This is a genomic window from Phenylobacterium aquaticum (assembly GCF_947378715.1).
Classification (GTDB): Bacteria; Pseudomonadota; Alphaproteobacteria; order Caulobacterales; family Caulobacteraceae; genus Phenylobacterium; species Phenylobacterium aquaticum_A.
This window is the reverse complement of sequence record NZ_CANCLE010000070.1, coordinates 1-19,325: the sequence shown is the minus strand read 5'-3', so window position 1 is coordinate 19,325 and position 19,325 is coordinate 1. Positions and strand designations below refer to the sequence as shown.

Here is a 19,325-nt window from a genome sequence, read left to right as displayed (position 1 = left end):
CAGCGATGACACCACCTTTGCGGCGGGGGGGCGGTGGGCGGATAGTTCCAATGTTCGGTTCTGGGAGGGGCGGCCGCAGACGATCGGCGGGTGGGAGGCGCTATCGTCGGATGTACTGACCGGGGTCTGCCGCAGTGTGTTCAACTGGACCGATCTGGCGGCGGTCAACAATGTCGCGTTCGGCACCCACTCGGCACTGCAGGTCTGGCTGGGCGGCGCGCTCTACAGCATCACCCCGACTGCGGGCCTGCCCGGCGTCACCCTGGGGGCCAATCCGCTGGCGGTGGTCAACGGGAGCTACAATGTGGCGGTGACCCAGCCGAACCATGGCCTGACGGGCGGCAGCGTCGTGACGCTCAGCGGGGCTGCCCCCGTGGGCGGGATCACGCCCAACGGGACCTATTCGGTGGCCTATGCGCCCGACGCGAACACCTTTGTGGTGATCCATGGGTTTCCAGCGACCTCGACGGCGGTCGGCGGAGGCTCGGCGGTGACCAGCCGGACGCAGGCCGCCTTCCTGAGCGGCAATATCAATGGCACGGGCGGCGCGGGATACGGCACGGGCGCCTATTCGACCGGAACCTATTCCAGCCCCTCGGCCAGCGACTATTTTCCCCGCACCTGGAGCCTGGGCGCCTGGGGTCAGAACCTGATCGCCAGCCCGCGCGGCGGGACTATCCATGCCTGGAGCAACGTTACGGCCACGCCGGCGGCGCCGCTGCTGAACGCGCCGGCCCAGGTCACCTATTGCCTGGTCGCGCCGCAGGACCAGGTCTTCGCCCTGGGGTGCAATGAGGAGGCCTCCGGCGTCTTCAACCCGCTGTGCATCCGCCATTGCTCAGTACGCAACAACACCGAGTGGAGCACAGGGCCCAGCACCACGGCGCGGGAGTATGTCTTGCCGGGCGGCGGCCGCATTGTGGCCGGCCGGGTGATTGGGTCCTCCCTGCTGGTCTGGACCAGCCACGCGCTCTTCCTGGGAACCTTCCTGGGGTCGCTCAGCCAACCCTGGCGGTTCGACCGGGTGGGCGAGAAGTGCGGCCTGATCGGCGCCAACGCTGCGGTGGTGGTCGGGCAGAGCGCCTATTGGCTGGGTCCGGACCTGCAATTCTATCAGTATGACCTGGGCGCCGCGCCCCGGCCGCTGATCTGTCCGATCCGGGACGAGATGGCCGACAACTTCGCCCAATCCCAGGGCGACAAGGCGACGGCCTCGTCCGTGTCGGCGTTCGGAGAGGTGCGCTTCGACTATCCCGACGGCCGCGACGGCCTGGAGAACAGCCGCTACCTGACCTATTCGCTGCTGGAAGGCGCGTGGTCGCGCGGCGTGATGGCGCGATCGGCCTTTGTCGACGCCGGGCCCTCACCGTCGCCGATCGGCGTGCGGCCTGACGGTGCGATCTATTGGCATGAGCGTGGCGCCAGCGCCGATGGCGCGCCGATCGCCTGGTTCATCGAAACGGCCGACCAGTATCTGTCGGAGGACCAGACGGTTCTCGTCCGCGGTGTCTGGCCCGATTTCGCCCATCAGGTCGGACCCGCCACCCTGTCGGTGACCGCGCGCCTGAAGCCTCAAGACCCGGAGACCTCCTCCTCGGTTGTGGCGCTGTCGCCTGGCGATGATCGGGCCGATCTGCGGGCTTCGGGCCGACTCTTCCGCGTGCGGTTCTCGGGCGAGTCCTCGCCTGCGCGCTGGCGGCTGGGCCGGACGGTGTTCGATGTGGCGGCGGCCGGCGGCCGCTGATGTCCTGGTCGCGATGGCGCGCCTGGCTGTTGCCGGCCCTGGAGGACGGGACGGAGGCGGAACTGTTGGCGGATTTGCGCGGCGGTCGGGCGCAGCTTTGGGCCGGCGAACGCGCCGCCATGGTGACCCAGGTCGCAGATGAGACCGCCGGGCGGGCGCTGCATGTCTGGCTGGCCGGAGGCGACCTCTCCGACATCCTGGCGCTGAAGCCGGGCGTGGAGGCCTGGGGCCGCGCCCAGGGGTGCGACTACGTGACAATCAACGGCCGGCGCGGATGGGCGCGGATTCTCAGATCCGATGGCTTCACCCGGATCGGCGATGAACTCTGCAAGAGGCTCTGATGGGTAAGAAGAAAAGCAAGACCAGTTCGCAGGAGACCAGCCACAGCGTGACGACCCCCAACAATCCAAGCTGGGTGGATGACGCGGCGGGGTCGCTGAACAGCAGCATCCAGAAGTACGGCCAGACCGACCCCTATTCCCGTGTGGCGCCCTTGTCTGACCTTGAGCGTCAGGCGGCGAGCGGGGCTTCGCAGCTGGGCGGCGGCGGCGATCCGGACGCGGTCGGGGGAACGAACTGGTTCTCCAACCTCATGCAGGCGCCGGCGCCGAGCGTGAGCTCGGCCAGCCTGCTCGACAATCTGGGGGCCTATATGAACCCCTATCGCGACCAGGTGACCAATGCCGCCATGGCGGACTTCGACGCCGACGCGGGCCGAACGCGAGCGACCCAGGATCTGGCGCTGGCCGGGCAGGGCGCGTTCGGCGGCTCAGGCGCGGCCCTGACCAGGTCGCTGACCGAGAGCGAGCTGGCGCGGGCGCGCAACAGCCAGCTGTCGAAGCTCAACTCCGACATGTTCAACGCCGGCGCAACCCTGTCGGGCCAGGACGCCGATCGACGCCAGCAGGCCTCGGCCGCCAATGCCCAGCTGGCGCAACAGAACGCGCAGTGGCGTGGCCAGTTGGCGCTGGATCGACAGGCGGGCGACCGGGCCAATGTCGCCACCCAGGCGGCGCTCGGCCAACAGCTGCGGGGCGCCGATCAGGTCTATCGGGACGCGCCGACCACCGCCCTGTCCAAGCAGATCGAGATGTTCTCGGGCCTGCCGCTGCAGCTGTTCCACGGGCAGACGAGCGATTCCAACGGCACGAGCAATTCGACCCAGACGACCAGCGGAACGACCCTGGGGGACATAGCGGGGCTTCTGAGCGGAGCTGGGTCGTTGATGAGCGGGGCCGGGGCGATAGGCGTCCACGTCAAATAGACGGAGCATTGAGGCAAGTGCCGACAGATCAAATGATCAAAGACTCGTTCCAGCAGGCCCAGATATTCACTCTCAACCAGATCGGCGAAAATGTCGCGTCTCAGACCGCGCGCCTGGAGAAACTTAGCGCCAAGATGGACGACGTACGCGAGCGCCTCGTCCGGCTTGAAGCCCAGGAGGCCGGCAAGCTGGTGGATGCGGTTCGGCGTGAGTTGCAATCGGCCCTGTCGCGCATCGACGACCTTGAAGCGCAGCGCGATCGGGTGTTCGGCGTGGCCGCCTTCTGGTCCTGGCTGGCCCGGGTCGGCCCCTGGCTGGCGGCGGGGCTGGGCGCGTTTCTCGCCGGCGCCAGCCTGAAGGGCGGGGGGCGTTAGCCCCGGCCGGAGAGCTTGTGGAGATAGTTGGCGATGTCGATGGGCCAGGCGGCGGTCAGGCCGTCGAAGCGCTCCCGGTCTCCGGAATAGAGGCTGCGCAGGGCTTCCTCATAGCCGGGCAGATCCCCGGCCAGCACGGTCATGGCGCGGTGCAGGGCTTCCTGCGCCTGCCGCGCCTGGTCGGCGTCGAGGTTGTCGCGACGGGCGGTGTCGACAAGACGCCGGAGCGCCGCCGAAGCGCCGCCCGGCTGGGTCGCCAGCCAATCCCAGTGGCGGGGCAGGAGGGTCACTTCCCGCGCCGTCACGCCCAGCTTGGGGCGTCCACGCGCCGGCTTCTCCTGAGGAGAAGGCGCCTGGGGCGTCGCCGCCGGGTCCACAGCTCGGCCGGTCTGGTCGGAGAGGATCACGAGGTGCGTGGCGCCCGCTTCGGCCTCAGCCTGGGCGGCGGCCGAGGCGATCGCCAGCGGCCCGCTGACCAGGCGGCGGGCGCCCGAGAAGGCCGTGTAGGTTTCCGCGTCTTGGTTGACGGACATGTCGGGCTCCTGGTCGGACGAGATTACTACCCGGATGAATATGACTTCCGCAAGCCGCAGGGCGTGGGCCGGCGTCCAGGCTGGCGTTGGCCTTCCGGCCCACGCCGATATTTTCCCCGGGCCAAGGCGCCCGTCGCCAGAAAGGAATTCCAGATGAGTGAGGCTCAATCCGGCGCGCCGAGCCGCGCCGACACCTATGCCGAGATCCTCGCCCAGGCCGCCCAGACGGCGGCCCTGCTGGCGGATCGCAACGCCGCCGCCGATGGCAAGGACTGGTACCGATCCAAAGGCGTGGTCGGCTCCTCCGTCGCCGCCCTGGGCATGGCCCTGCTGCCCCAGGTCCTGGCCGCCAGCCACGCCTCGCCTGCAACGGGCCAGGCCGTGACGTCGGCCGTGGTGGTGGGCGGATCGCTTGTGGCGCTGGTCGGCCGCCTGACCGCCAAGCGTGCGATCAAATAGCCGGATGGCGGGCCACAAGCCGCCGAACACGTCGCGCGTCACCCCGTTGGGAGGCGGAAGAGTCGTGGGGGAATGGGTGAGGATGTTTCCCCAGCCCTTTGCTGGGCTGGGGAAACATGGTGCCGCCGGGCAGGATTGAACTGCCGACCTCAGCCTTACCAAGGATGCGCTCTACCACTGAGCTACGGCGGCGAAAGGCGAGGCGGGGGCTATAGCCAAACACGAAGCCCGCGTGAAGGGGAAAAGCGGACGAAAGCGCACTTGACCTGTTCGCCCCTTCGCCGCACCCCTGGTTTTCATGGAAAAGGCTGACAAATCCGGGACGGAGCGCCGCGAGGCCAAGCTCGCCGAGGCGTTGAGAGCCAATCTGCGGCGCCGCAAGGCGGGCCACGAGGCGTCGCCCGTCCCAAAGGCTGCGCCGAAAGCTGATTCCTGAGCGCGGCTATCCCTTGACGGTGACCTCGAATGGCAGGAGCAGGGGCTCAGCGCCGGCGGCGCCCAGGGGCAACGCATCCAGGGTCGTCGGCGCGCACGAGGACGGGGACCGTGGCCGAATATTCGCCTCTGAGACTGCTCGCCAACGACGCCGATGACCTGCAGGTTATGGCGACCACCCTGCAGGATGCGGTGGCGAAGATCGGCGACGTCCGCTTCGACGCCAAGGGGCGGTTGCTGACCGTCGTCTTCAATCGATTCTGTTGGGAGGCCGGGGGCGGCTCCCGCGTGCGTTCGGGCTTGCAACTGGGTTCAGTGCTGGAGGTCAAGGCCAGGCGTCTGCGCCGGGGGGCCAAGGACGCCGTGATCGAATTGCTGACCCTGACCTTTGAGCCGGGCGAGGCGCCGGGCGGCGTTCTCATGTTGAGTTTCGCCGGCGGTGGTGACCTGCGGGTGGCTGTGGAATGCATCGACGCGGTGCTGGCGGACGTGTCCCCGCCGTGGCGCACCCGCCGCACGCCCGGACATGATCTCTCCGGGACGTAGCGCTTCGGCCCTGGCGTCGCTAAGTAGCGCCCATGCGCCGTTTTGACTTTTCAGAGCCCGGCTTCGCGGCCGCCTTCGCCGCCTTCATCGACGAGCGTCGTGAGACGCCGGAGGAGGTCGACACCGCCGTTCGCGACGTGTTGGCCGCCGTGCGCGCCGAGGGCGTGGACGCCCTGCTGCGGTTCGGGAAGCAATTCGACAGAGTGGAACTGACCGAGGCGGGCTTGAGGGTCAGCGCTGAGGAAATCGAGGCGGGCGCTGCGGCCTGTTCGCCCGAGGTGCGAGAAGCCATCGCCTTCGCGGCGGCGCGTATCCGCGCCTATCACGAACGCCAGCGTCCCGCCGACCAGTGGTTCACAGACGAAGCCGGGGTCGAACTGGGCTGGCGCTGGACGGCGCTGGAGGCCGTGGGCATCTATGTTCCGGGCGGGCGGGCCGCCTATCCGTCCACCGTGCTAATGAACGCCGTGCCTGCGGCTGCGGCGGGGGTCGAGCGGATCGCCATGGTCACGCCGCCGGGCAAGCTGCAGCCGGCGGTGCTGGCGGCGGCCAAGGCGGCGGGGGTCACCGAGATCTGGCGGGTCGGCGGGGCTCAGGCGGTCGCCGCCCTGGCCTATGGCGCCGGGCCGATCAAGCCGGTGGACAAGATCGTCGGGCCGGGCAACGCCTTCGTCACCGCCGCCAAGCGCCGGGTCTATGGAACGGTGGGGATAGACGCCCTGGCTGGCCCCTCTGAAATCGTGGTGGTGGCCGATGGCGCCAATGATCCCGACTGGATCGCCGCCGACCTGCTGTCCCAGGCCGAGCATGACCCCGCCGCCCAATCCATCCTGATCACCGATGACGCAGCCTTCGCCCAGCGAGTGGCGACCTCGGTCGAGGCGCAACTGACGACGCTGGCGACCGGCGTCGACGCGGCGGCCTCGTGGCGCGACCACGGGGCGATCATCCTGGCGCCCCTGGACGAGGCGCCGCGGCTGGTGGACCTGATCGCGCCGGAGCACGTTGAATTCGCTATGGAAAACCCCGAGCGCCTGTCCGACCGCGTGCGGCACGCGGGAGCGATCTTCCTGGGCCGCCTGACGCCGGAGGCGATCGGCGACTATGTGGCGGGTTCCAACCACGTGCTGCCGACCAGCCGAGCGGCCCGGTTCTCGTCGGGCCTGTCGCTTTATGACTTCATCAAGCGGACCTCGATCGTGAAGTGCGACGAGGCGTCGTTCGGCATTCTGGGGCCGCACACGGTCGCCCTGGCGGAGGCCGAAGGCCTTCCGGCCCATGCGCGTTCGGCCGCCATCCGCCTGGGAAATCGCGCCAAGCCAAGCTGAACGAAACCTGTCAGCCCAGCCCGGAGGCCGTTCAGGGTCGCCGTCCTAGGGTGTGGTCATCGGAGCTCATGAGGCTTCGGACGCATTCTTGAACGGAGACATCCCATGCGGACCAATCTGACCCCCAAGCTGATGCGCGGCGTGGCTGCGGCGATGCTGGCCGGCGCGATCGCGGCCGGCGGCGTCTCAAGCGCTTCCGCCCAGGACTATCGCGCCGCGACCGGCGGCGGCCTGGGTTCGGTGGTGAGCTGCGACGCCCCTGGCGGCAAGCAGGCGGGCGGCGCCCTGATCGGGGCCCTGCTCGGCGCGGCCGCCGGCTCGAACCTGGCCAAGCATGACCGCGGGACCGGCACGGCTGTCGGCGCCGTGGTTGGCGCGGCCACGGGCTCCTATGTCGGCTGCAAGATGCAGCGCGACGCCCAGGCCCAGGCCGCCTACGGCTATGAGCAGCCCTATGCCGCGCCGGCCACCTACAGCCATGCCGGGGTCAGGCTGTCGGGTCAGGTCTCGCCCGCTAAATATGTCCGCGAAGGCGGCCTGTTCGCGGCGAACACCAAGCTCAACCTGCGCGGCGCGCCGACCACGGCCGCGCGCAAGGTGGGCCAGCTGCAGGCCGGTGAGCGCTTCCAGGCCCTGGCCCGGGTGCGCGGCACGGACTGGATCCTGGTCGGCCAGAACGGCGTCGGCGTGGGCTATGTCCACGGCGCCTATGTCCGGCCGGCGTCCGGCTACCAGTACGCCAGCTACTAGACCTTCGGTCCCTCCCCGAACACCTTCCGCGCCCGACGCCTCCGCGTCGGGCGCCTTTTTTTGTTTCTTCGACCCGATTGGGCCAAGGGCAGGATGACGTTAGGAGTTGGTTTGCAATAATGCAGTCGGAGCCTCCCGCCCGCGACACCCATGGCCGACGAAGACCGCAAGACACACCGCCTGCAGAGCGTCGAGATCGACGAGGATTCCCTCGCCGCGGTTTCGCGCGACCAGGAGCAGGAGCGGCAGATCGCGATTTTCGATCTGCTGGAGGAGAATTTCTTCTGTCCTGAGGGCGCGGCGAGCGGCCCCTATGACCTGAAAATGGGGCTGGTCGAGAACCGCCTTGTTCTGGATGTCACGGGGCCGGGCTATGAGCGCCGCCACATTCTCTCGCTGTCGCCGTTCCGCAGCTTGATCAAAGACTATTTCATGATCTGCGAGAGCTATTATCAGGCGATCCGCAACTCGACGCCTTCGCAGATCGAGGCCTTGGACATGGGACGGCGCGGCCTGCACAACGAGGCCTCCAACCTGTTGCGCACACGGCTGACGGGCAAGATCGAGACCGATCTGGACACGGCGCGCCGGCTTTTCACCCTGATCTGCGCCCTGCATTGGCGGGGCTAGGCGGCCGTGGCGTCTGACGCGGCCCGCCCGCCCCTGCCTGGCGCGGTCCTGTTCGCCTGCAATTTCAATCGCGTGCGCTCGCCCATGGCCGAGGCCCTGCTCAAGCGAATGTTGGGCGACCGGATATTTGTCGACAGCTGTGGTCTCAGGCTCGATCGCGGGGAGGCGGCCCGGGGCGCCGATCCGTTCGTTGAGGCGGTGATGGCGGAGCTCAGTTGCGATCTGTCCGACCACCGTCCCAAGACCTTCGACCAGTTGGAGGACAGCTCCTTCGATCTGGTGGTGTCCCTGACGCCGCAGGCCCAGCACCGGGCGGTGGAACTGACCCGGGGCAGGGCGGCGGAGATCGAGTACTGGCCGATCCAGGATCCGACCCAGTCGGAGGGCTCACGCGACGCCCGGTTGAGCGCCTATCGGGAGGTTCGCGACGCGCTCGCCGCCAGGATCGCCGAGCGATTCGGCCCCGTGCGCTGACGTCCCAGTCGACCGGCGCGGGGCCAATGCGCTATAGTATGTGTCTGTCCACGGCTCGCGCCCCGATTCCGGCGTGGGCCGTTCATTTTATCGACGTCCAATTCGGAGCCTCTATGGCTAAAGAAGAACTCTTGGAATTCCCGGGCACGGTCAGTGAAGTCCTGCCCAACGCGACGTTCCGCGTGAAGCTGGAGAACGATCACGAGATCATCGCCCACACCGCCGGCAAGATGCGCAAGAACCGGATTCGGGTCTCGGCGGGCGACAAGGTGCTGGTCGAAATGACGCCCTACGACCTGACCAAGGGCCGCATCACGTTCCGCGTCCGCTAGCCGGCGCTTGCCGCGCATGACGACGCCGCGCCTGGTGCTGGCCTCCGCAAGTCCCAGGCGGCTCGATCTCCTGGCCCAGATGGGCCTGACCCCCGACCGGGTCGACGCTGCGGAGATCGACGAGTCCCCCCTGAAAGACGAAACCCCGCGTCGGCTTGCGCTGAGGCTGGCTTGCGCCAAGGCGGCCAAAGTCGCCCAGGCCCATGCCGGGGCCCATGTGCTGGCGGCCGACACGGTGGTGGCCGTGGGTCGGCGCGTCCTGCCGAAGGTCGAGACTGAGACGGAAGGCCGCCAATGCCTTGAGCTGCTCTCCGGCCGGGCGCACAAGGTGCTCACGGCGGTGGCGGTGACGGCTCCGGACGGCCGCCAGGCCAGCCGCCTGGTCGAGACCCGGCTGCATTTCAAGCGCCTGACCGAGGCCGAGATCGAAGCCTATCTCAAATCCGGCGAAGGCGTCGGCAAGGCCGGCGGCTATGCCGTCCAGGGCCGAGCCGGAGCCTTCGTCATGGCCCTGCAGGGGTCCTATACCGCCGTGGTCGGCCTGCCGCTCTATGAGACGGCCTGCCTGCTTGAGGGCCTGGGCTTTCGGTCATGAGCGAGCGCCGCCTGTTCCTGGATCGCGGCATCGGCGAGAATCGTGGCGTCGTCCTGCTGGACGGCAAGCCCGAACGCCTGCTGATTGAACGCGACGACACCCCGCCCGCCGCCCGGCTGGGCGCACGCCTGGCCGCCCGGGTGCGCAAGGTTGAGCCAGCTTTCGCCTCGGCCTTCCTGGACATTGGCGACGGGCTGGAGGCCCTGCTCAGCTTCAAGCCCGAGGCCCGACCGGTCGAGGGCCAGATGCTGGAAGTCGAGCTTCGCACCGAGGCGCGGGCCGGCAAGCTCGCCACGGTTCGGGCCCTGGGGTCCTCGGATGGCAAGCCCAGGCTTCTGGCCGCCGCGCCGGACCTGGCCGAACAGCTCACCGCCTTCGCCCGGGAGGGCCGGGTGGTCGAGGGGCGCGAGGCCCGCCAGATCGCTGACCGCGCCGAGATAGAGGCGCTGGAGACCGTTCACGCCCTGGCCGGCGGCGGCGACATCGCCATTGAACAGACCCGAGCCCTGGTGGCCATCGATGTCGATCTGGGCGAGCGCAAGGGCCAGGACGCCAAGCGGCTGACGCGACAGGCCAATATAGCCGCCCTGGGCTTGGCCGCGCGCCTGCTGCGCCTCAAGGGGTTGGGCGGCATCGTGGTCATAGACCTGGTCGGCCGGGGCCATGACGCCACCGCCCTGATGACCGCCGCCCGCACGGCCTTCGCCCCGGACAATCCGGGCGTCTCGATCGGCCCCGTGGGACGGCTGGGCACCATGGAACTGTCGATTCCGCGCCGCGGCCGCGCGGTCCGCGAGATCCTGCTGGACGCGCAGGGGGAGGCGACCGATCAGACCGTCGCTCTGCGTCTGATCCGGGCGATTCAAACCGAGGCGCAGGTCCACGGCGGCGCGCGACTGACCGCCGCCTGCGCACCCCGGATCGCGAGCCTCGCCAAGCCCTTTGCGGAAGCCTTGGCTGGCCAGATCGGCGTGCGCTTCACGATCACGCCAGACCCGGCCATGCCGCGCGACCGGTTCGAGGTCAGAATCGCATGACCAAGCCCGTCTGCGCCATTTGCGGTAAGCCCATGCAGCCGGACTATCGTCCGTTCTGTTCGCGGCGCTGCGCCAATGTCGACCTGCAGCGCTGGCTGACCGGCGGCTATGTCGTGCCGGCCACGGAAGAGGACGAACGTCTCCCCGACAACGAGGACGAAAACTAGCATCGGCCTCGCTGGACACGGGCGCGACCCTCTTCTATAGACACGCCTCCGCGTCGTCGGACCCAAGCCTGGGTAGCTCAGTTGGTAGAGCAGTGGATTGAAAATCCACGTGTCGCTGGTTCGATTCCGGCCCCAGGCACCACTTCCCCAAATTGCAAGTCGCTGCCGTCAGCAGGCCGTTCGGGCCGCTGGGCCAAAGGCCTTGCGCACGGCCCGGGCCACATCTTCCAGCATGTCGGCCACGGCCTCGTCCGTGATGCCGGGCGTCACCCCGCCATGATGCCGATGATCGATGACGTTGAGACCGCAGACCCCGGCCAGATGTCCGTCGAAGTGCTGGCGCAGGGCCGACAGTGCGCCGGTCTCCTCAACCCAGCGGTCTGGTGCGCCGGAGGATGAAAAGCTGATCAATTGGCGGCTGGAGAGCAGGGGTTCGGTCCCGCCGCTGGCCGGCGCATAGCCGAAGCCCAGGCCGAACATGCGGTCGGCGTAGCCCTTCAGGATCGCGGGCGGGGCGTTGAACCAGAAGGGGTAGATGAAGGCGAACACGTCGGCGTCGGCGACCAGGGCGCGTTCGGTGGCGATGTCGGGCGCCGGGTTGGCGCCCTTGGGACTCGGGAGTTCGCTGGCCTTCAGCCGGGGATCGAAATCCATGGCGTAGAGGTCGCGGACCAGAACCTCCTGGCCCATGGCGCGCACGGTCTCGGCATAGGTCCGGCCGACGGCGGCGGTGAAGCTGTCCTGCGAGGGGTGGGCGATGATCACGGCGTGTTTCATGGCGGGTCTCCTCGCGGCAGGGTAGCGCCGATCCGGACGATCGCCTTGATTTCGGTCACGGCGGGACCACGCCCAAGTCGGCACAGTCCGGCCGGCAGGGGGACCGGATGATCCAGGACGACAAGGCGAACGGCGTGTTCGCGCCGCCGAAGTTGAAGGCCAAGCCGCTGGCGCTCGACACCTTTCGGGAGAACGTGGTCCTGCTGTCGCGGGCCTGTATCGCCCTTCGGCCGGCGCGGCTGGCCGGCCTGCGCAAGGTCGAGCTTCGGGTCGGGGGCCATGGCGTCCTGGCCTCACCGATGATCTGCGATGACGACACCGTCGTGGCCGCCGACGAGATCGGCCTGCCGCAGCCGTTGCTGCGCCGCCTGGGCGTCGCGCCAGGCGGCTTCGTCGAGATCGCTCCGGCCCGTCCAGCCCGATCCTTCGACGCGGTGCGCGCCAAGGTGCTCGGCGAGACTCTGAGCGCTGCGGACTACGGCGCCATCGCCCGCGACCTGGCCGATCACCGCCTGTCGGACATCGAGGTCGCCGCCTTCCTGGTGGCCTGCGCCGGCTTCATGACCGCCGACGAGACCCTCGATTTCACGCGGGCCATGGTCGAGGCCGGCTCGCGGCTGGACTGGGACCGAGGACTGGTGGTCGACAAGCACTGTATCGGCGGCGTGCCGGGCAACCGCACCTCCCTGATCGTCACGCCCATCGTCGCCGCCCACGGGCTGTTGATGCCCAAGACCTCGTCGCGGGCGATCACCTCGCCGGCCGGCACCGCCGACACCATGGAGGTGCTGGCCCGGGTCGACCTGTCAGAGCTGGAGATGCGCGCAGTGGTCGAGCGGTGCGGCGCCTGCATCGCCTGGGGCGGACGGGTCAATCTGTCCCCGGCCGACGATGTGCTGATCTCGGTGGAACGGCCCCTGGCTATCGACACGCCGGAACAGATGGTCGCCTCGATCCTGTCGAAGAAGCTGGCGGCGGGATCAAATCACCTGGTCCTGGATGTCCCAGTGGGGCCGACGGCCAAGATCCGCGACCGTCGTTCCGCCCTGAAGCTGAAGAAGCTGTTCGAATATGTCGGCGGCCGCCTGGGTCTGAGCCTGGAGGTGCTGATCACCGAGGCGCTGCAGCCGATCGGGCGGGGCATCGGTCCAGTGCTGGAGGCGCGGGACGTCCGCGCGGTCCTGGCCTGCGCGCCAGACGCGCCCGCCGACCTCAAGGAGAAGTCGATCCTGCTGGCCGGACGGGTTCTGGAAGCCGATCCCGCCCTGGCCGGCGGACAGGGCCAGGCCCGCGCCCGGGAGCTGCTGGAGAGCGGCGCGGCGCGGCGCAAGATGGACGAGATCATCGCAGCTCAGGGGCCCTCGCCGATCCATGAGGGTCTGGGCGAGTTGCGCCACGAAATCCACGCGCCCCGCGATGGCGTGGTCGCGGCCGTCGACTGTCTGAGGATCGCCACCATCGCCCGGCTGGCCGGCGCCCCCACCGATCCAGGGGCGGGGCTCGACCTGTTGGCCAGGATCGGCGACCGTGTGCGGGCGGGACAGCCGCTCTACCGGCTCCATGCCTCCGAACCCTCCGACTTCAGCTTCGCCGTCGAGGCCGCGGAGCATGATTCTGGCGTGGGCCTCGCCGCATGAACGCCGCCCTGTACGCCTTCGACGCGGACGCGGAGCCGGCGCAGCGTCTGGCGGACGCCCTCGGCGCGCCCTTGCGCCGGATCGCCAGCCACGCCTTTCCCGACGGCGAGACCCTGATCACTGTTCAGGGCGTGTCGCAGGTCGCCCTGATCTACCGCACCCTGGACCGCCCCAACGCCAAGCTGTTCCCACTGCTCCAGGCCGCCGACGCCGCGCGCCGGGCAGGGGCGGGGCGGCTGGTGCTGATCGCCCCCTATCTCCCATATATGCGTCAGGACATGGTGTTCGCCCCCGGTCAGGCGCTCAGCCGCGACGTGCTCGGGCGGCTGCTGGGCGAAGCCTTCGAGCGCATCGTCACGGTCGAACCCCACCTTCATCGCACCCGCGACCTGTCGGCGGTGTTCGGAACGGCGGTGACGGTCCTGGCCGCCGCCGCCGAACTGGCCGCAGTGCTGACTCCATCTCCTGACCTGCTGGTCGTCGGGCCGGATGCGGAATCCGAGGCCTGGACCGCGCGCCTGGCTAGGGGTTTGGCCGCGCCCTACGCCACCTTTGAGAAGGTTCGCCACGGCGACGACCAGGTCGAATTGGTCCTGGCGCCCGAGGTTCTCGTGGCGGGCCGGCCGGTGGTGGTGGTCGACGACATCTGCTCCAGCGGCGCCACCCTGATCGGCGCGGTCGGACAGTTGAAGGCCCGTGGCGCGGCGCGGATCGTCGTCGCCGTGGTCCATGCGCTGGTTTCGGCGGAGGCCGAGCGCCGGCTGCGGGGCGCTGGCGCCGACGAGATCCTGTCTACCGAATCCTGCCCCCACCCCACCAACCGCGTGTCGCTGACGGCCCTGCTGGCGCGCGCGCTCGCTCAGGAGGTCGCCCCGTGACCCTCACGCTCAGCTTCCACGGCGCCGCCGGCTGCGTCACCGGCTTCTGCGCTCGGCTGGAGACCGGCCAGGCGAGCCTGCTGATCGACTGCGGCATGTTCCAGGGACCGAAGACGCTCAAGGCCCTGAACTATGATCCGTTGCCCTTCGATCCGCGCGGCGTCGACGCGGTCCTGCTAACCCACGCCCACATCGACCATTCCGGCCTGCTGCCCAAGCTGATGAAGGCCGGCTACCAGGGCCCGATCTACGCCACGGCGGGCACACGCGACCTCTGCGCCGTCATGCTGGCCGACGCCGGGGGCATCCAGGAGAGCGAAGTCCGCCAGCTCAACCGCCGAAACGAGCGTCGCGGCCGCGAGCCTGTCGAGCCGATCTACACCGCCGAGGACGCCGAACCGACGCTCGCCCTGTTCCTGAAGGTCAAGCTGGGCGAGCCCGTGGCCGTCGCGCCCGGTGTAACCGCCATCTACTGGGAAGCCGGCCATATCCTGGGCGCTGCGTCCATCGAAGTGCGGGTGGAGACGGAGCATGGCCTGGTGACCCTGCTGTTCTCCGGTGACCTGGGGCCCGGCGGCCGGGACTATTCCTCCGATCCTGAAGGACCGTCCGGGGTCGACTATCTGATTCTGGAATCCACCTATGGGGACCGTGAGCGGACCGACGCCAGCCCCGACGATCGCCGCCGTCAGCTGGCCGAGGTGTTGAATCAGGCCCAGACGGCGGGCGGGCCGCTGCTGATTCCGGCGTTCGCGGTGGAACGCTCGCAGGAACTGCTGGCCGACATCCTGACCCTGATGCGCGACGGCCAGGTCCCGGAGTGCGATGTCTTTCTCGACTCGCCGCTGGCGATCGAGGCCACTGAGGTGTTTCGCCAGCGCGGCTGGATCCGGTCGACCGGGCGCAACCCCTTCGAGGACCTGCACGCCAGCGACCACCTGAAGTTCCTGCGCGATCCGTGGGAGAGCGACACCCTGGAGCGGCTCAGCGGCTGGCACATCATCCTGGCGGCCAGCGGCATGTGCGACGCGGGCCGGGTTCGCAAGCACCTGCGCCGGTTGCTCTGGAACCGAAAGGCCACGGTGCTGCTGGCCGGCTATCAGGCGGTGGGCACGCTTGGCCGCATCCTGGCCGAGGGCGCCGAGCGGGTGCGCATCCAGGGGGAGGACATCCGGGTTCGCGCCGCCATCCGCACCCTGGACGTCTATTCCGGCCATGCCGACGCCCGCGGCCTGGCCGCCTGGGCCAAGGCGCGGGGGCCGGTTCGCGGGGCGGCGTTCCTCGCCCACGGGGAGCCGCCGGCCCTGGAGGGGCTCAAGGCGCGGCTGGTGGCGCAGGGCGCGCCGGCGGACCGGGTGCTGGTCCCGACCATGGACCAGACCTTCCGCCTGAGCCTCGGGCGCGCCGAGATCGCCGAGGGCCCCCGCCGGATCGCCGCCGGTGCGGCGGCGCAACCCGACTGGCATAACGCCAGGGCCGCCCTGCTGCTGGCCCTAGACGCGCGGCTGGAGGGGTTGAGCGACGCGGACCGCGCCGTCCTGCTGAAACGCCTGGAACTTAGTCTCGGGAGCGGCGAGGGCGCCCCGGTCGAGGCGCCTGTGGCGCCGGCGCAAGCCGACGCCGCGACCGGTCCCGACTCGCCCCGATCGTCTTGACTCGGCTCGCCCTGCGCACCATCTCGCCATTCAACGCGAGGACTGGTCGATTTCGAGGCGCTGGCGTCCCAGACCCGGTCTTCCCGGCCATTATCGACAGACCCGCGTTCCGCAGAATTTGCTGCGATGCAGCGAAAGAATTCTCTCGATAGTAGAAAATCGATCGAGAATACTTGAAGAACCGATTGTGCACTGCAGCAATACCGCACCTTCCAGAACAGCGACGCATTCGCGCTGGGCGGTATCACCCCTTGACGCTTGGAAAAGGGGTTGCCAAAGGACCCCTGCCGCACGTCTAACATAGCGGTTAAGATCCCTAGTTCCTTCGGGTATGAGGGGTCGCACCCGCATTCGAAGCGCCGCCTTCACACGATGTGATGGAAATGGTGCGACGGTTCGGGCGCAGCGACAGCGGCTCTGGCGTCGCGCGGGGTGGTCACCACGCGGGGCGACGGGCTTTTTTAACTAGGGTAGAACCGCTCTCGCGCGACGACCCTCGGTCCAAACGTGCTAGACCAATCAGGAACTGGCGACAGATGCTCGACAACAAACGAAAGACTCCTTTCATCGCTCTCATCGGCGCGCTTGCGTTGATGGCGAGTGCGCCGGCGTTCGCGCAGGATGCCGCCGCTCCGGCCGCACCTGCCGCTGACGCTGCTGCGGCCCCGGCTGCTACGGCCCCGGCTGCTGAACCTGCGGCTCCGGCCGTTGACGCCGCTGCCCCCCCCCAAATGAAGAACGCCGGCAAGCTCGGCGTCATTCAGATGGCCATGGACGCCCAACCGGTCGTTCAGGTCGTCATGATCGGCCTGGTCCTCTCCTCGATCTTCTCCTGGACCCTGCTGGTCACCAAGCTGCTCGAATTTGGCTCCCTGAACCGTACGGCCGACCGCTTTGTGGAAGCTTTCCGCAGCGCCAAGTCGATCAACGACATGGGCCGGATCGCGATGTCCGACGAATTCGAAGGCAACCCGCTGGCCGATATGGCCGCCGCGGCTGCTCAAGAAGTCGAACTGTCGCGTCAGGCTGGCTTGGCCGTGACCGGCGCCAACAAGGACAGCACCCTGCATCGGGCTGAATCCGCCGTTGCGGCGGTCCAGGTCTCGCTGGGCAAGCGCCTGTCGGGTGGCATGCAGTTCCTCGCTTCGGTGGGTTCGTCCGGTCCGTTCATCGGCCTGTTCGGCACCGTTTACGGGATCATGACCTCCTTCATCGGCATCGCGAACACCAACACGACCAACCTGGCCGTCGTCGCTCCCGGCATCGCCGAAGCGCTGCTCGCCACCGGTATCGGTCTGTTCGCCGCTATCCCCTCGGTTATCTTCTACAACTACTTCCAAACCCGCATCTCCGGCTTCGGCGCGCGGACGGAAGGCTTTGTGGCTGAACTGATCAACGCCATCTCCCGGCAGCTCGACAAAGGGGCCTAAGCCACATGGCCGCCAAACTCTCAGGCTCTGGGGGTGGCAAGTACGCGGTGGAGGCGAACAGCGAGATCAATGTGACGCCCTTCGTGGACGTCATGCTGGTCCTCCTGATCATCTTCATGGTGGCGGCTCCTCTCGCCAGCGTGAACGTGAAGATCGCTCTTCCGCCTGCTATCGCGAAAGCCTCAACCAACCCGCCGAAGCCGATCTACATCTCTATCCAACCCTCGGGTAAGATTTACATCGGTGACTTCCCCTCCGATCTCGCCACCCTCGGTGACGACATGCGGAAGCAACTGGGCGACAAGCGGAACCCGACTAAAGAGCGGATCTTCATCCGCGCCGACAAAGACGTCATGTATGGCGACTTCATGGGCGTGATGAATATGTTGCAGGATAACGGGTTCTACAGCGTGGCGCTCGTCGGCGAAGACAAGAAGTGACGGGGTGAAGCATGGCTGAAGACATCACCCATCCCGTCCACAATCCGTTCGACGTTCCGAAACCTAAGGGCAACCGGGGTTTCACGATCGCGATCGTGATTGTGTTCCTCATCCACGCGCTCCTCGGCTACGTCCTCTGGAAGGAAAAGTTCCAGACGAAGTACAAGGAGTACTCGGATGACGTGACGGACGTGGCGCTTATCAAGCCGGTGGCTCCGCCGCCGCCTCCGCCACCTCCGCCGCCGCCGAATACGCCGCCGCCGCCGCCGCCGAAGCTGCAGCCCCGTCCTCCGGTCAATGTGCCGTCAGACGTGCCGCAGATTCCGCCTCTGCCGGTTCCCCCGGTTGAGAAGCACATCGAAGAACCGAAGCCCCCGGCTCCGGCTCCTCCGGTGACGCGGCCGTCGGTGATCACCAATCCGGACTGGGCTCGTCGGCCTTCGGGCGACGATATCTCCCGCTACTATCCGGATCGGGCGAGCCGCATGTCTCAGGATGGTCGCGCGACGATTAGTTGCTCGGTCACCGCCAAGGGGACGCTTGAGAACTGCGATGTCGTTTCTGAAGATCCCGCAGACTTTGGGTTCGGAGACTCGGCTCTGCGGATGAGCAAGCTGTTCAAGATGAAGCCGAAGACGGCTGATGGCGCTCCCGTCGAGGGCGGCACCGTTCGGATCCCGATCCGCTTCACCCTGCCGAAGAACTGACGCCCCGTCGCAAGTCGGACAGCGTCCAGTTCGGACAAGATCAGCCCCGGAGGTTCGCCTCCGGGGCTTTTTCTTTGCCTGCGCCTGGCGTTCAATCCCCTGGCTTATCGAGGGAGGCGGGCCTGACTCGGCAGTGGCTGGACAATCTGGCAGAGCAGGTGGCGCGGCGCACGGACGCGGCCTTCCTGGCGCTGTTCGCCCTGGTCGCCCTGGCGGTGGTGGGCGTCGATGTGTTCAGCGTCGCCCATGAGCGGGCCGAGGCCGGGCGACCCTTGCCGATCTGGGAGCCGGCCGTCTGGGAACTGTCCAGCGGCCTGGTGCTGATCGCGCTCATTCCCCTGGTGCAGGGCCTGACCCGCAGAATTCCCCCGCGCCGACCGCCCGCGATGGCCTGGGCGGCGATCCATCTGGCCGCCCTGGCCGCATTCTCCCTGGTCCATGTCCTGGCCATGGGCGCCCTGCGTTATCTGGCCTATGCGGCCGTCGGCCAGTTCTATGATCCGCTCGCGCCCCTGGGGGACTGGGTCTATGAGCTGCGCAAGGACGCCCTGGTCTATGTCTCCCTGGTCGGCCTCTATGAGATATGGCGGGCCACGGCCCCACCCGCACCCGCGCAGACCCCGGCCGGACCGGCCATGCTCGAAATCCGCGACGGCGCGCGGCGGCGGTTCCTGAGCTTGGCCGACATCGCCTGGGTCGAGGCGGCCGGCAACTATGTGCAGATCCATGGTGGGGAAGGCGCGGTCCTGCACCGGGCCTCGCTGTCTCAAATGGGCCGGGACCTGGCCAGCGAGGGATTCGTCCGCATCCATCGCTCGCGCCTGGTCCGGCGCGCCGCCATCCGCGCCGTGGAGACCAGCCCGTCGGGGGATTTCACCGTCAGCCTGGCCTCCGGCGAGGTGCTGGCCGGCAGTCGGAGATATCGCGCGGAATGCCTCGCGCACAGCGCTTGATCCCAGCGCCCGGTGCGACTAGAAACACCGCTCGCGATGCGCCGCCTTAGCTCAGTTGGTTAGAGCGCTAGATTGTGGATCTAGAGGTCCTCCGTTCAATCCGGAGAGGCGGTACCATCGCAAACGCCTTGCCAGGCAAGGCTTCGGGGCGCTCGCCCCGCGCGCCATTGGCGCCCAAAT

At 68.3% G+C, this 19,325-nt stretch carries 23 protein-coding genes and 3 tRNA genes; 23 read left to right on the top strand and 3 right to left on the bottom strand.

The features are described from left to right. The 4 genes from Q7P21_RS11045 to Q7P21_RS11030 all read left to right on the top strand — a co-directional run. A partial coding sequence (locus Q7P21_RS11045) for a hypothetical protein (protein WP_304177132.1) occupies positions 1 to 1,744 on the top strand: 1,744 nt, incomplete at its 5' end. After that, the gene (locus Q7P21_RS11040; RefSeq protein WP_304177130.1) at positions 1,744 to 2,085 is read left to right on the top strand and encodes a hypothetical protein; all 342 of its coding nucleotides are present in this window, start codon (positions 1,744 to 1,746) and stop codon (positions 2,083 to 2,085) included. The genes Q7P21_RS11045 and Q7P21_RS11040, both read left to right, overlap by 1 nt. Further along, entirely contained in the window at positions 2,085 to 3,008 is a 924-nt protein-coding gene (locus Q7P21_RS11035) for a hypothetical protein (RefSeq protein WP_304177128.1), read from the top strand. Before Q7P21_RS11040 ends, Q7P21_RS11035 begins: the two co-directional genes overlap by 1 nt. Before the next feature lie 32 nt (positions 3,009 to 3,040). Then, complete coding sequence (locus tag Q7P21_RS11030; protein ID WP_304171450.1) at positions 3,041 to 3,382, top strand: hypothetical protein; 342 nt, start codon at positions 3,041 to 3,043, stop codon at positions 3,380 to 3,382. Here the strand turns inward: Q7P21_RS11030 and Q7P21_RS11025 are convergent. Then, complete coding sequence (locus Q7P21_RS11025; RefSeq protein WP_304177126.1) at positions 3,379 to 3,915, bottom strand: DUF2239 family protein; 537 nt, start codon at positions 3,913 to 3,915, stop codon at positions 3,379 to 3,381. The genes Q7P21_RS11030 and Q7P21_RS11025 overlap by 4 nt on opposite strands. A gap of 153 nt (positions 3,916 to 4,068) precedes the next feature. On the opposite strand from Q7P21_RS11025, the gene Q7P21_RS11020 reads away from it, so the two are divergent. Then, on the top strand, positions 4,069 to 4,374 hold the full coding sequence (locus Q7P21_RS11020) for a hypothetical protein (protein ID WP_304177125.1): 306 nt from the start codon (positions 4,069 to 4,071) through the stop codon (positions 4,372 to 4,374). Between the two features lie 117 nt (positions 4,375 to 4,491). Here the strand turns inward: Q7P21_RS11020 and Q7P21_RS11015 are convergent. Further along, positions 4,492 to 4,566, bottom strand: a tRNA-Thr gene (locus tag Q7P21_RS11015). A gap of 354 nt (positions 4,567 to 4,920) precedes the next feature. Here Q7P21_RS11015 and Q7P21_RS11010 point away from each other — a divergent pair. The 10 genes from Q7P21_RS11010 (at position 4,921) to Q7P21_RS10965 (ending at position 10,810) form a co-directional block, all read left to right on the top strand. Beyond that, positions 4,921 to 5,355, top strand: coding sequence for a DUF2948 family protein (locus Q7P21_RS11010; protein ID WP_304167793.1), 435 nt, complete (start codon positions 4,921 to 4,923; stop codon positions 5,353 to 5,355). Between the two features lie 32 nt (positions 5,356 to 5,387). Continuing rightward, complete coding sequence (gene hisD, locus Q7P21_RS11005; protein WP_304167796.1) at positions 5,388 to 6,683, top strand: histidinol dehydrogenase; 1,296 nt, start codon at positions 5,388 to 5,390, stop codon at positions 6,681 to 6,683. A gap of 105 nt (positions 6,684 to 6,788) precedes the next feature. Further along, positions 6,789 to 7,433, top strand: coding sequence for an SH3 domain-containing protein (locus Q7P21_RS11000; protein ID WP_304167799.1), 645 nt, complete (start codon positions 6,789 to 6,791; stop codon positions 7,431 to 7,433). A gap of 150 nt (positions 7,434 to 7,583) precedes the next feature. Then, on the top strand, positions 7,584 to 8,063 hold the full coding sequence (locus tag Q7P21_RS10995) for a UPF0262 family protein (protein WP_304167802.1): 480 nt from the start codon (positions 7,584 to 7,586) through the stop codon (positions 8,061 to 8,063). 6 nt (positions 8,064 to 8,069) lie between these two features. Then, entirely contained in the window at positions 8,070 to 8,537 is a 468-nt protein-coding gene (locus Q7P21_RS10990; protein ID WP_304167805.1) for a low molecular weight phosphatase family protein, read from the top strand. Positions 8,538 to 8,650: 113 nt separating this feature from the next. Beyond that, on the top strand, positions 8,651 to 8,869 hold the full coding sequence (gene infA, locus Q7P21_RS10985; RefSeq protein ID WP_111458197.1) for a translation initiation factor IF-1: 219 nt from the start codon (positions 8,651 to 8,653) through the stop codon (positions 8,867 to 8,869). Between the two features lie 16 nt (positions 8,870 to 8,885). After that, positions 8,886 to 9,464: a nucleoside triphosphate pyrophosphatase gene (locus Q7P21_RS10980; RefSeq protein ID WP_304177124.1), complete on the top strand. Its 579-nt coding sequence runs from the start codon at positions 8,886 to 8,888 to the stop codon at positions 9,462 to 9,464. Beyond that, entirely contained in the window at positions 9,461 to 10,501 is a 1,041-nt protein-coding gene (locus Q7P21_RS10975; RefSeq protein ID WP_304177123.1) for a ribonuclease E/G, read from the top strand. Before Q7P21_RS10980 ends, Q7P21_RS10975 begins: the two co-directional genes overlap by 4 nt. After that, positions 10,498 to 10,668 carry a DNA gyrase inhibitor YacG gene (locus Q7P21_RS10970; protein ID WP_304167822.1) on the top strand — a complete coding sequence of 57 codons (171 nt, stop codon included), beginning with the start codon at positions 10,498 to 10,500 and terminating at the stop codon, positions 10,666 to 10,668. The genes Q7P21_RS10975 and Q7P21_RS10970 overlap by 4 nt, the downstream gene beginning before the upstream one ends. Positions 10,669 to 10,734: 66 nt before the next feature. After that, positions 10,735 to 10,810, top strand: a tRNA-Phe gene (locus tag Q7P21_RS10965). Between the two features lie 26 nt (positions 10,811 to 10,836). Here the strand turns inward: Q7P21_RS10965 and Q7P21_RS10960 are convergent. After that, positions 10,837 to 11,445 carry an NAD(P)H-dependent oxidoreductase gene (locus tag Q7P21_RS10960; RefSeq protein ID WP_304177122.1) on the bottom strand — a complete coding sequence of 203 codons (609 nt, stop codon included), beginning with the start codon at positions 11,443 to 11,445 and terminating at the stop codon, positions 10,837 to 10,839. Positions 11,446 to 11,552: 107 nt separating this feature from the next. On the opposite strand from Q7P21_RS10960, the gene Q7P21_RS10955 reads away from it, so the two are divergent. From Q7P21_RS10955 to Q7P21_RS10920, 8 genes are all read left to right on the top strand, one after another. Further along, positions 11,553 to 13,082 carry a thymidine phosphorylase family protein gene (locus Q7P21_RS10955; protein ID WP_304177121.1) on the top strand — a complete coding sequence of 510 codons (1,530 nt, stop codon included), beginning with the start codon at positions 11,553 to 11,555 and terminating at the stop codon, positions 13,080 to 13,082. Then, complete coding sequence (gene prs, locus Q7P21_RS10950) at positions 13,079 to 13,960, top strand: ribose-phosphate diphosphokinase (RefSeq protein ID WP_304167831.1); 882 nt, start codon at positions 13,079 to 13,081, stop codon at positions 13,958 to 13,960. The genes Q7P21_RS10955 and prs overlap by 4 nt, the downstream gene beginning before the upstream one ends. Beyond that, positions 13,957 to 15,615 carry an MBL fold metallo-hydrolase gene (locus Q7P21_RS10945; protein WP_304177120.1) on the top strand — a complete coding sequence of 553 codons (1,659 nt, stop codon included), beginning with the start codon at positions 13,957 to 13,959 and terminating at the stop codon, positions 15,613 to 15,615. Before prs ends, Q7P21_RS10945 begins: the two co-directional genes overlap by 4 nt. A gap of 536 nt (positions 15,616 to 16,151) precedes the next feature. Beyond that, positions 16,152 to 17,045 carry a MotA/TolQ/ExbB proton channel family protein gene (locus tag Q7P21_RS10940; protein ID WP_304167835.1) on the top strand — a complete coding sequence of 298 codons (894 nt, stop codon included), beginning with the start codon at positions 16,152 to 16,154 and terminating at the stop codon, positions 17,043 to 17,045. Between the two features lie 5 nt (positions 17,046 to 17,050). Beyond that, a complete protein-coding gene (locus Q7P21_RS10935; protein ID WP_304167837.1) occupies positions 17,051 to 17,485 on the top strand; it encodes a biopolymer transporter ExbD in 435 nt (144 codons plus the stop codon). An 11-nt stretch (positions 17,486 to 17,496) separates the two neighbouring features. Then, positions 17,497 to 18,192 (top strand): energy transducer TonB, encoded by a 696-nt coding sequence (locus tag Q7P21_RS10930; protein WP_304167839.1) that lies wholly within the window; start codon positions 17,497 to 17,499, stop codon positions 18,190 to 18,192. A gap of 158 nt (positions 18,193 to 18,350) precedes the next feature. Continuing rightward, a complete protein-coding gene (locus Q7P21_RS10925) occupies positions 18,351 to 19,145 on the top strand; it encodes a LytTR family DNA-binding domain-containing protein (RefSeq protein WP_304167841.1) in 795 nt (264 codons plus the stop codon). Positions 19,146 to 19,185: 40 nt separating this feature from the next. Then, positions 19,186 to 19,262, top strand: a tRNA-His gene (locus Q7P21_RS10920). The last annotated feature ends 63 nt before the right edge of the window (positions 19,263 to 19,325 follow it).

Bases quoted from the DNA above. Each gene is read 5' to 3' on its own strand.
- Q7P21_RS11025 (WP_304177126.1), bottom strand. From the start codon at position 3,915: ATGTCCGTCAACCAAGACGCGGAAACCTACACGGCCTTCTCGGGCGCC.
- prs (WP_304167831.1), top strand. From the start codon at position 13,079: ATGAACGCCGCCCTGTACGCCTTCGACGCGGACGCGGAGCCGGCGCAG.
- Q7P21_RS10975 (WP_304177123.1), top strand. From the start codon at position 9,461: ATGAGCGAGCGCCGCCTGTTCCTGGATCGCGGCATCGGCGAGAATCGT.
- Q7P21_RS10955 (WP_304177121.1), top strand. From the start codon at position 11,553: ATGATCCAGGACGACAAGGCGAACGGCGTGTTCGCGCCGCCGAAGTTG.
- infA (WP_111458197.1), top strand. From the start codon at position 8,651: ATGGCTAAAGAAGAACTCTTGGAATTCCCGGGCACGGTCAGTGAAGTC.
- Q7P21_RS11030 (WP_304171450.1), top strand. From the start codon at position 3,041: ATGATCAAAGACTCGTTCCAGCAGGCCCAGATATTCACTCTCAACCAG.
- Q7P21_RS11020 (WP_304177125.1), top strand. From the start codon at position 4,069: ATGAGTGAGGCTCAATCCGGCGCGCCGAGCCGCGCCGACACCTATGCC.
- Q7P21_RS11040 (WP_304177130.1), top strand. From the start codon at position 1,744: ATGTCCTGGTCGCGATGGCGCGCCTGGCTGTTGCCGGCCCTGGAGGAC.
- Q7P21_RS11000 (WP_304167799.1), top strand. From the start codon at position 6,789: ATGCGGACCAATCTGACCCCCAAGCTGATGCGCGGCGTGGCTGCGGCG.
- Q7P21_RS10935 (WP_304167837.1), top strand. From the start codon at position 17,051: ATGGCCGCCAAACTCTCAGGCTCTGGGGGTGGCAAGTACGCGGTGGAG.
- Q7P21_RS10980 (WP_304177124.1), top strand. From the start codon at position 8,886: ATGACGACGCCGCGCCTGGTGCTGGCCTCCGCAAGTCCCAGGCGGCTC.
- Q7P21_RS11035 (WP_304177128.1), top strand. From the start codon at position 2,085: ATGGGTAAGAAGAAAAGCAAGACCAGTTCGCAGGAGACCAGCCACAGC.
- Q7P21_RS10970 (WP_304167822.1), top strand. From the start codon at position 10,498: ATGACCAAGCCCGTCTGCGCCATTTGCGGTAAGCCCATGCAGCCGGAC.
- Q7P21_RS10930 (WP_304167839.1), top strand. From the start codon at position 17,497: ATGGCTGAAGACATCACCCATCCCGTCCACAATCCGTTCGACGTTCCG.
- hisD (WP_304167796.1), top strand. From the start codon at position 5,388: ATGCGCCGTTTTGACTTTTCAGAGCCCGGCTTCGCGGCCGCCTTCGCC.
- Q7P21_RS10995 (WP_304167802.1), top strand. From the start codon at position 7,584: ATGGCCGACGAAGACCGCAAGACACACCGCCTGCAGAGCGTCGAGATC.
- Q7P21_RS10940 (WP_304167835.1), top strand. From the start codon at position 16,152: ATGCTCGACAACAAACGAAAGACTCCTTTCATCGCTCTCATCGGCGCG.
- Q7P21_RS10960 (WP_304177122.1), bottom strand. From the start codon at position 11,445: ATGAAACACGCCGTGATCATCGCCCACCCCTCGCAGGACAGCTTCACC.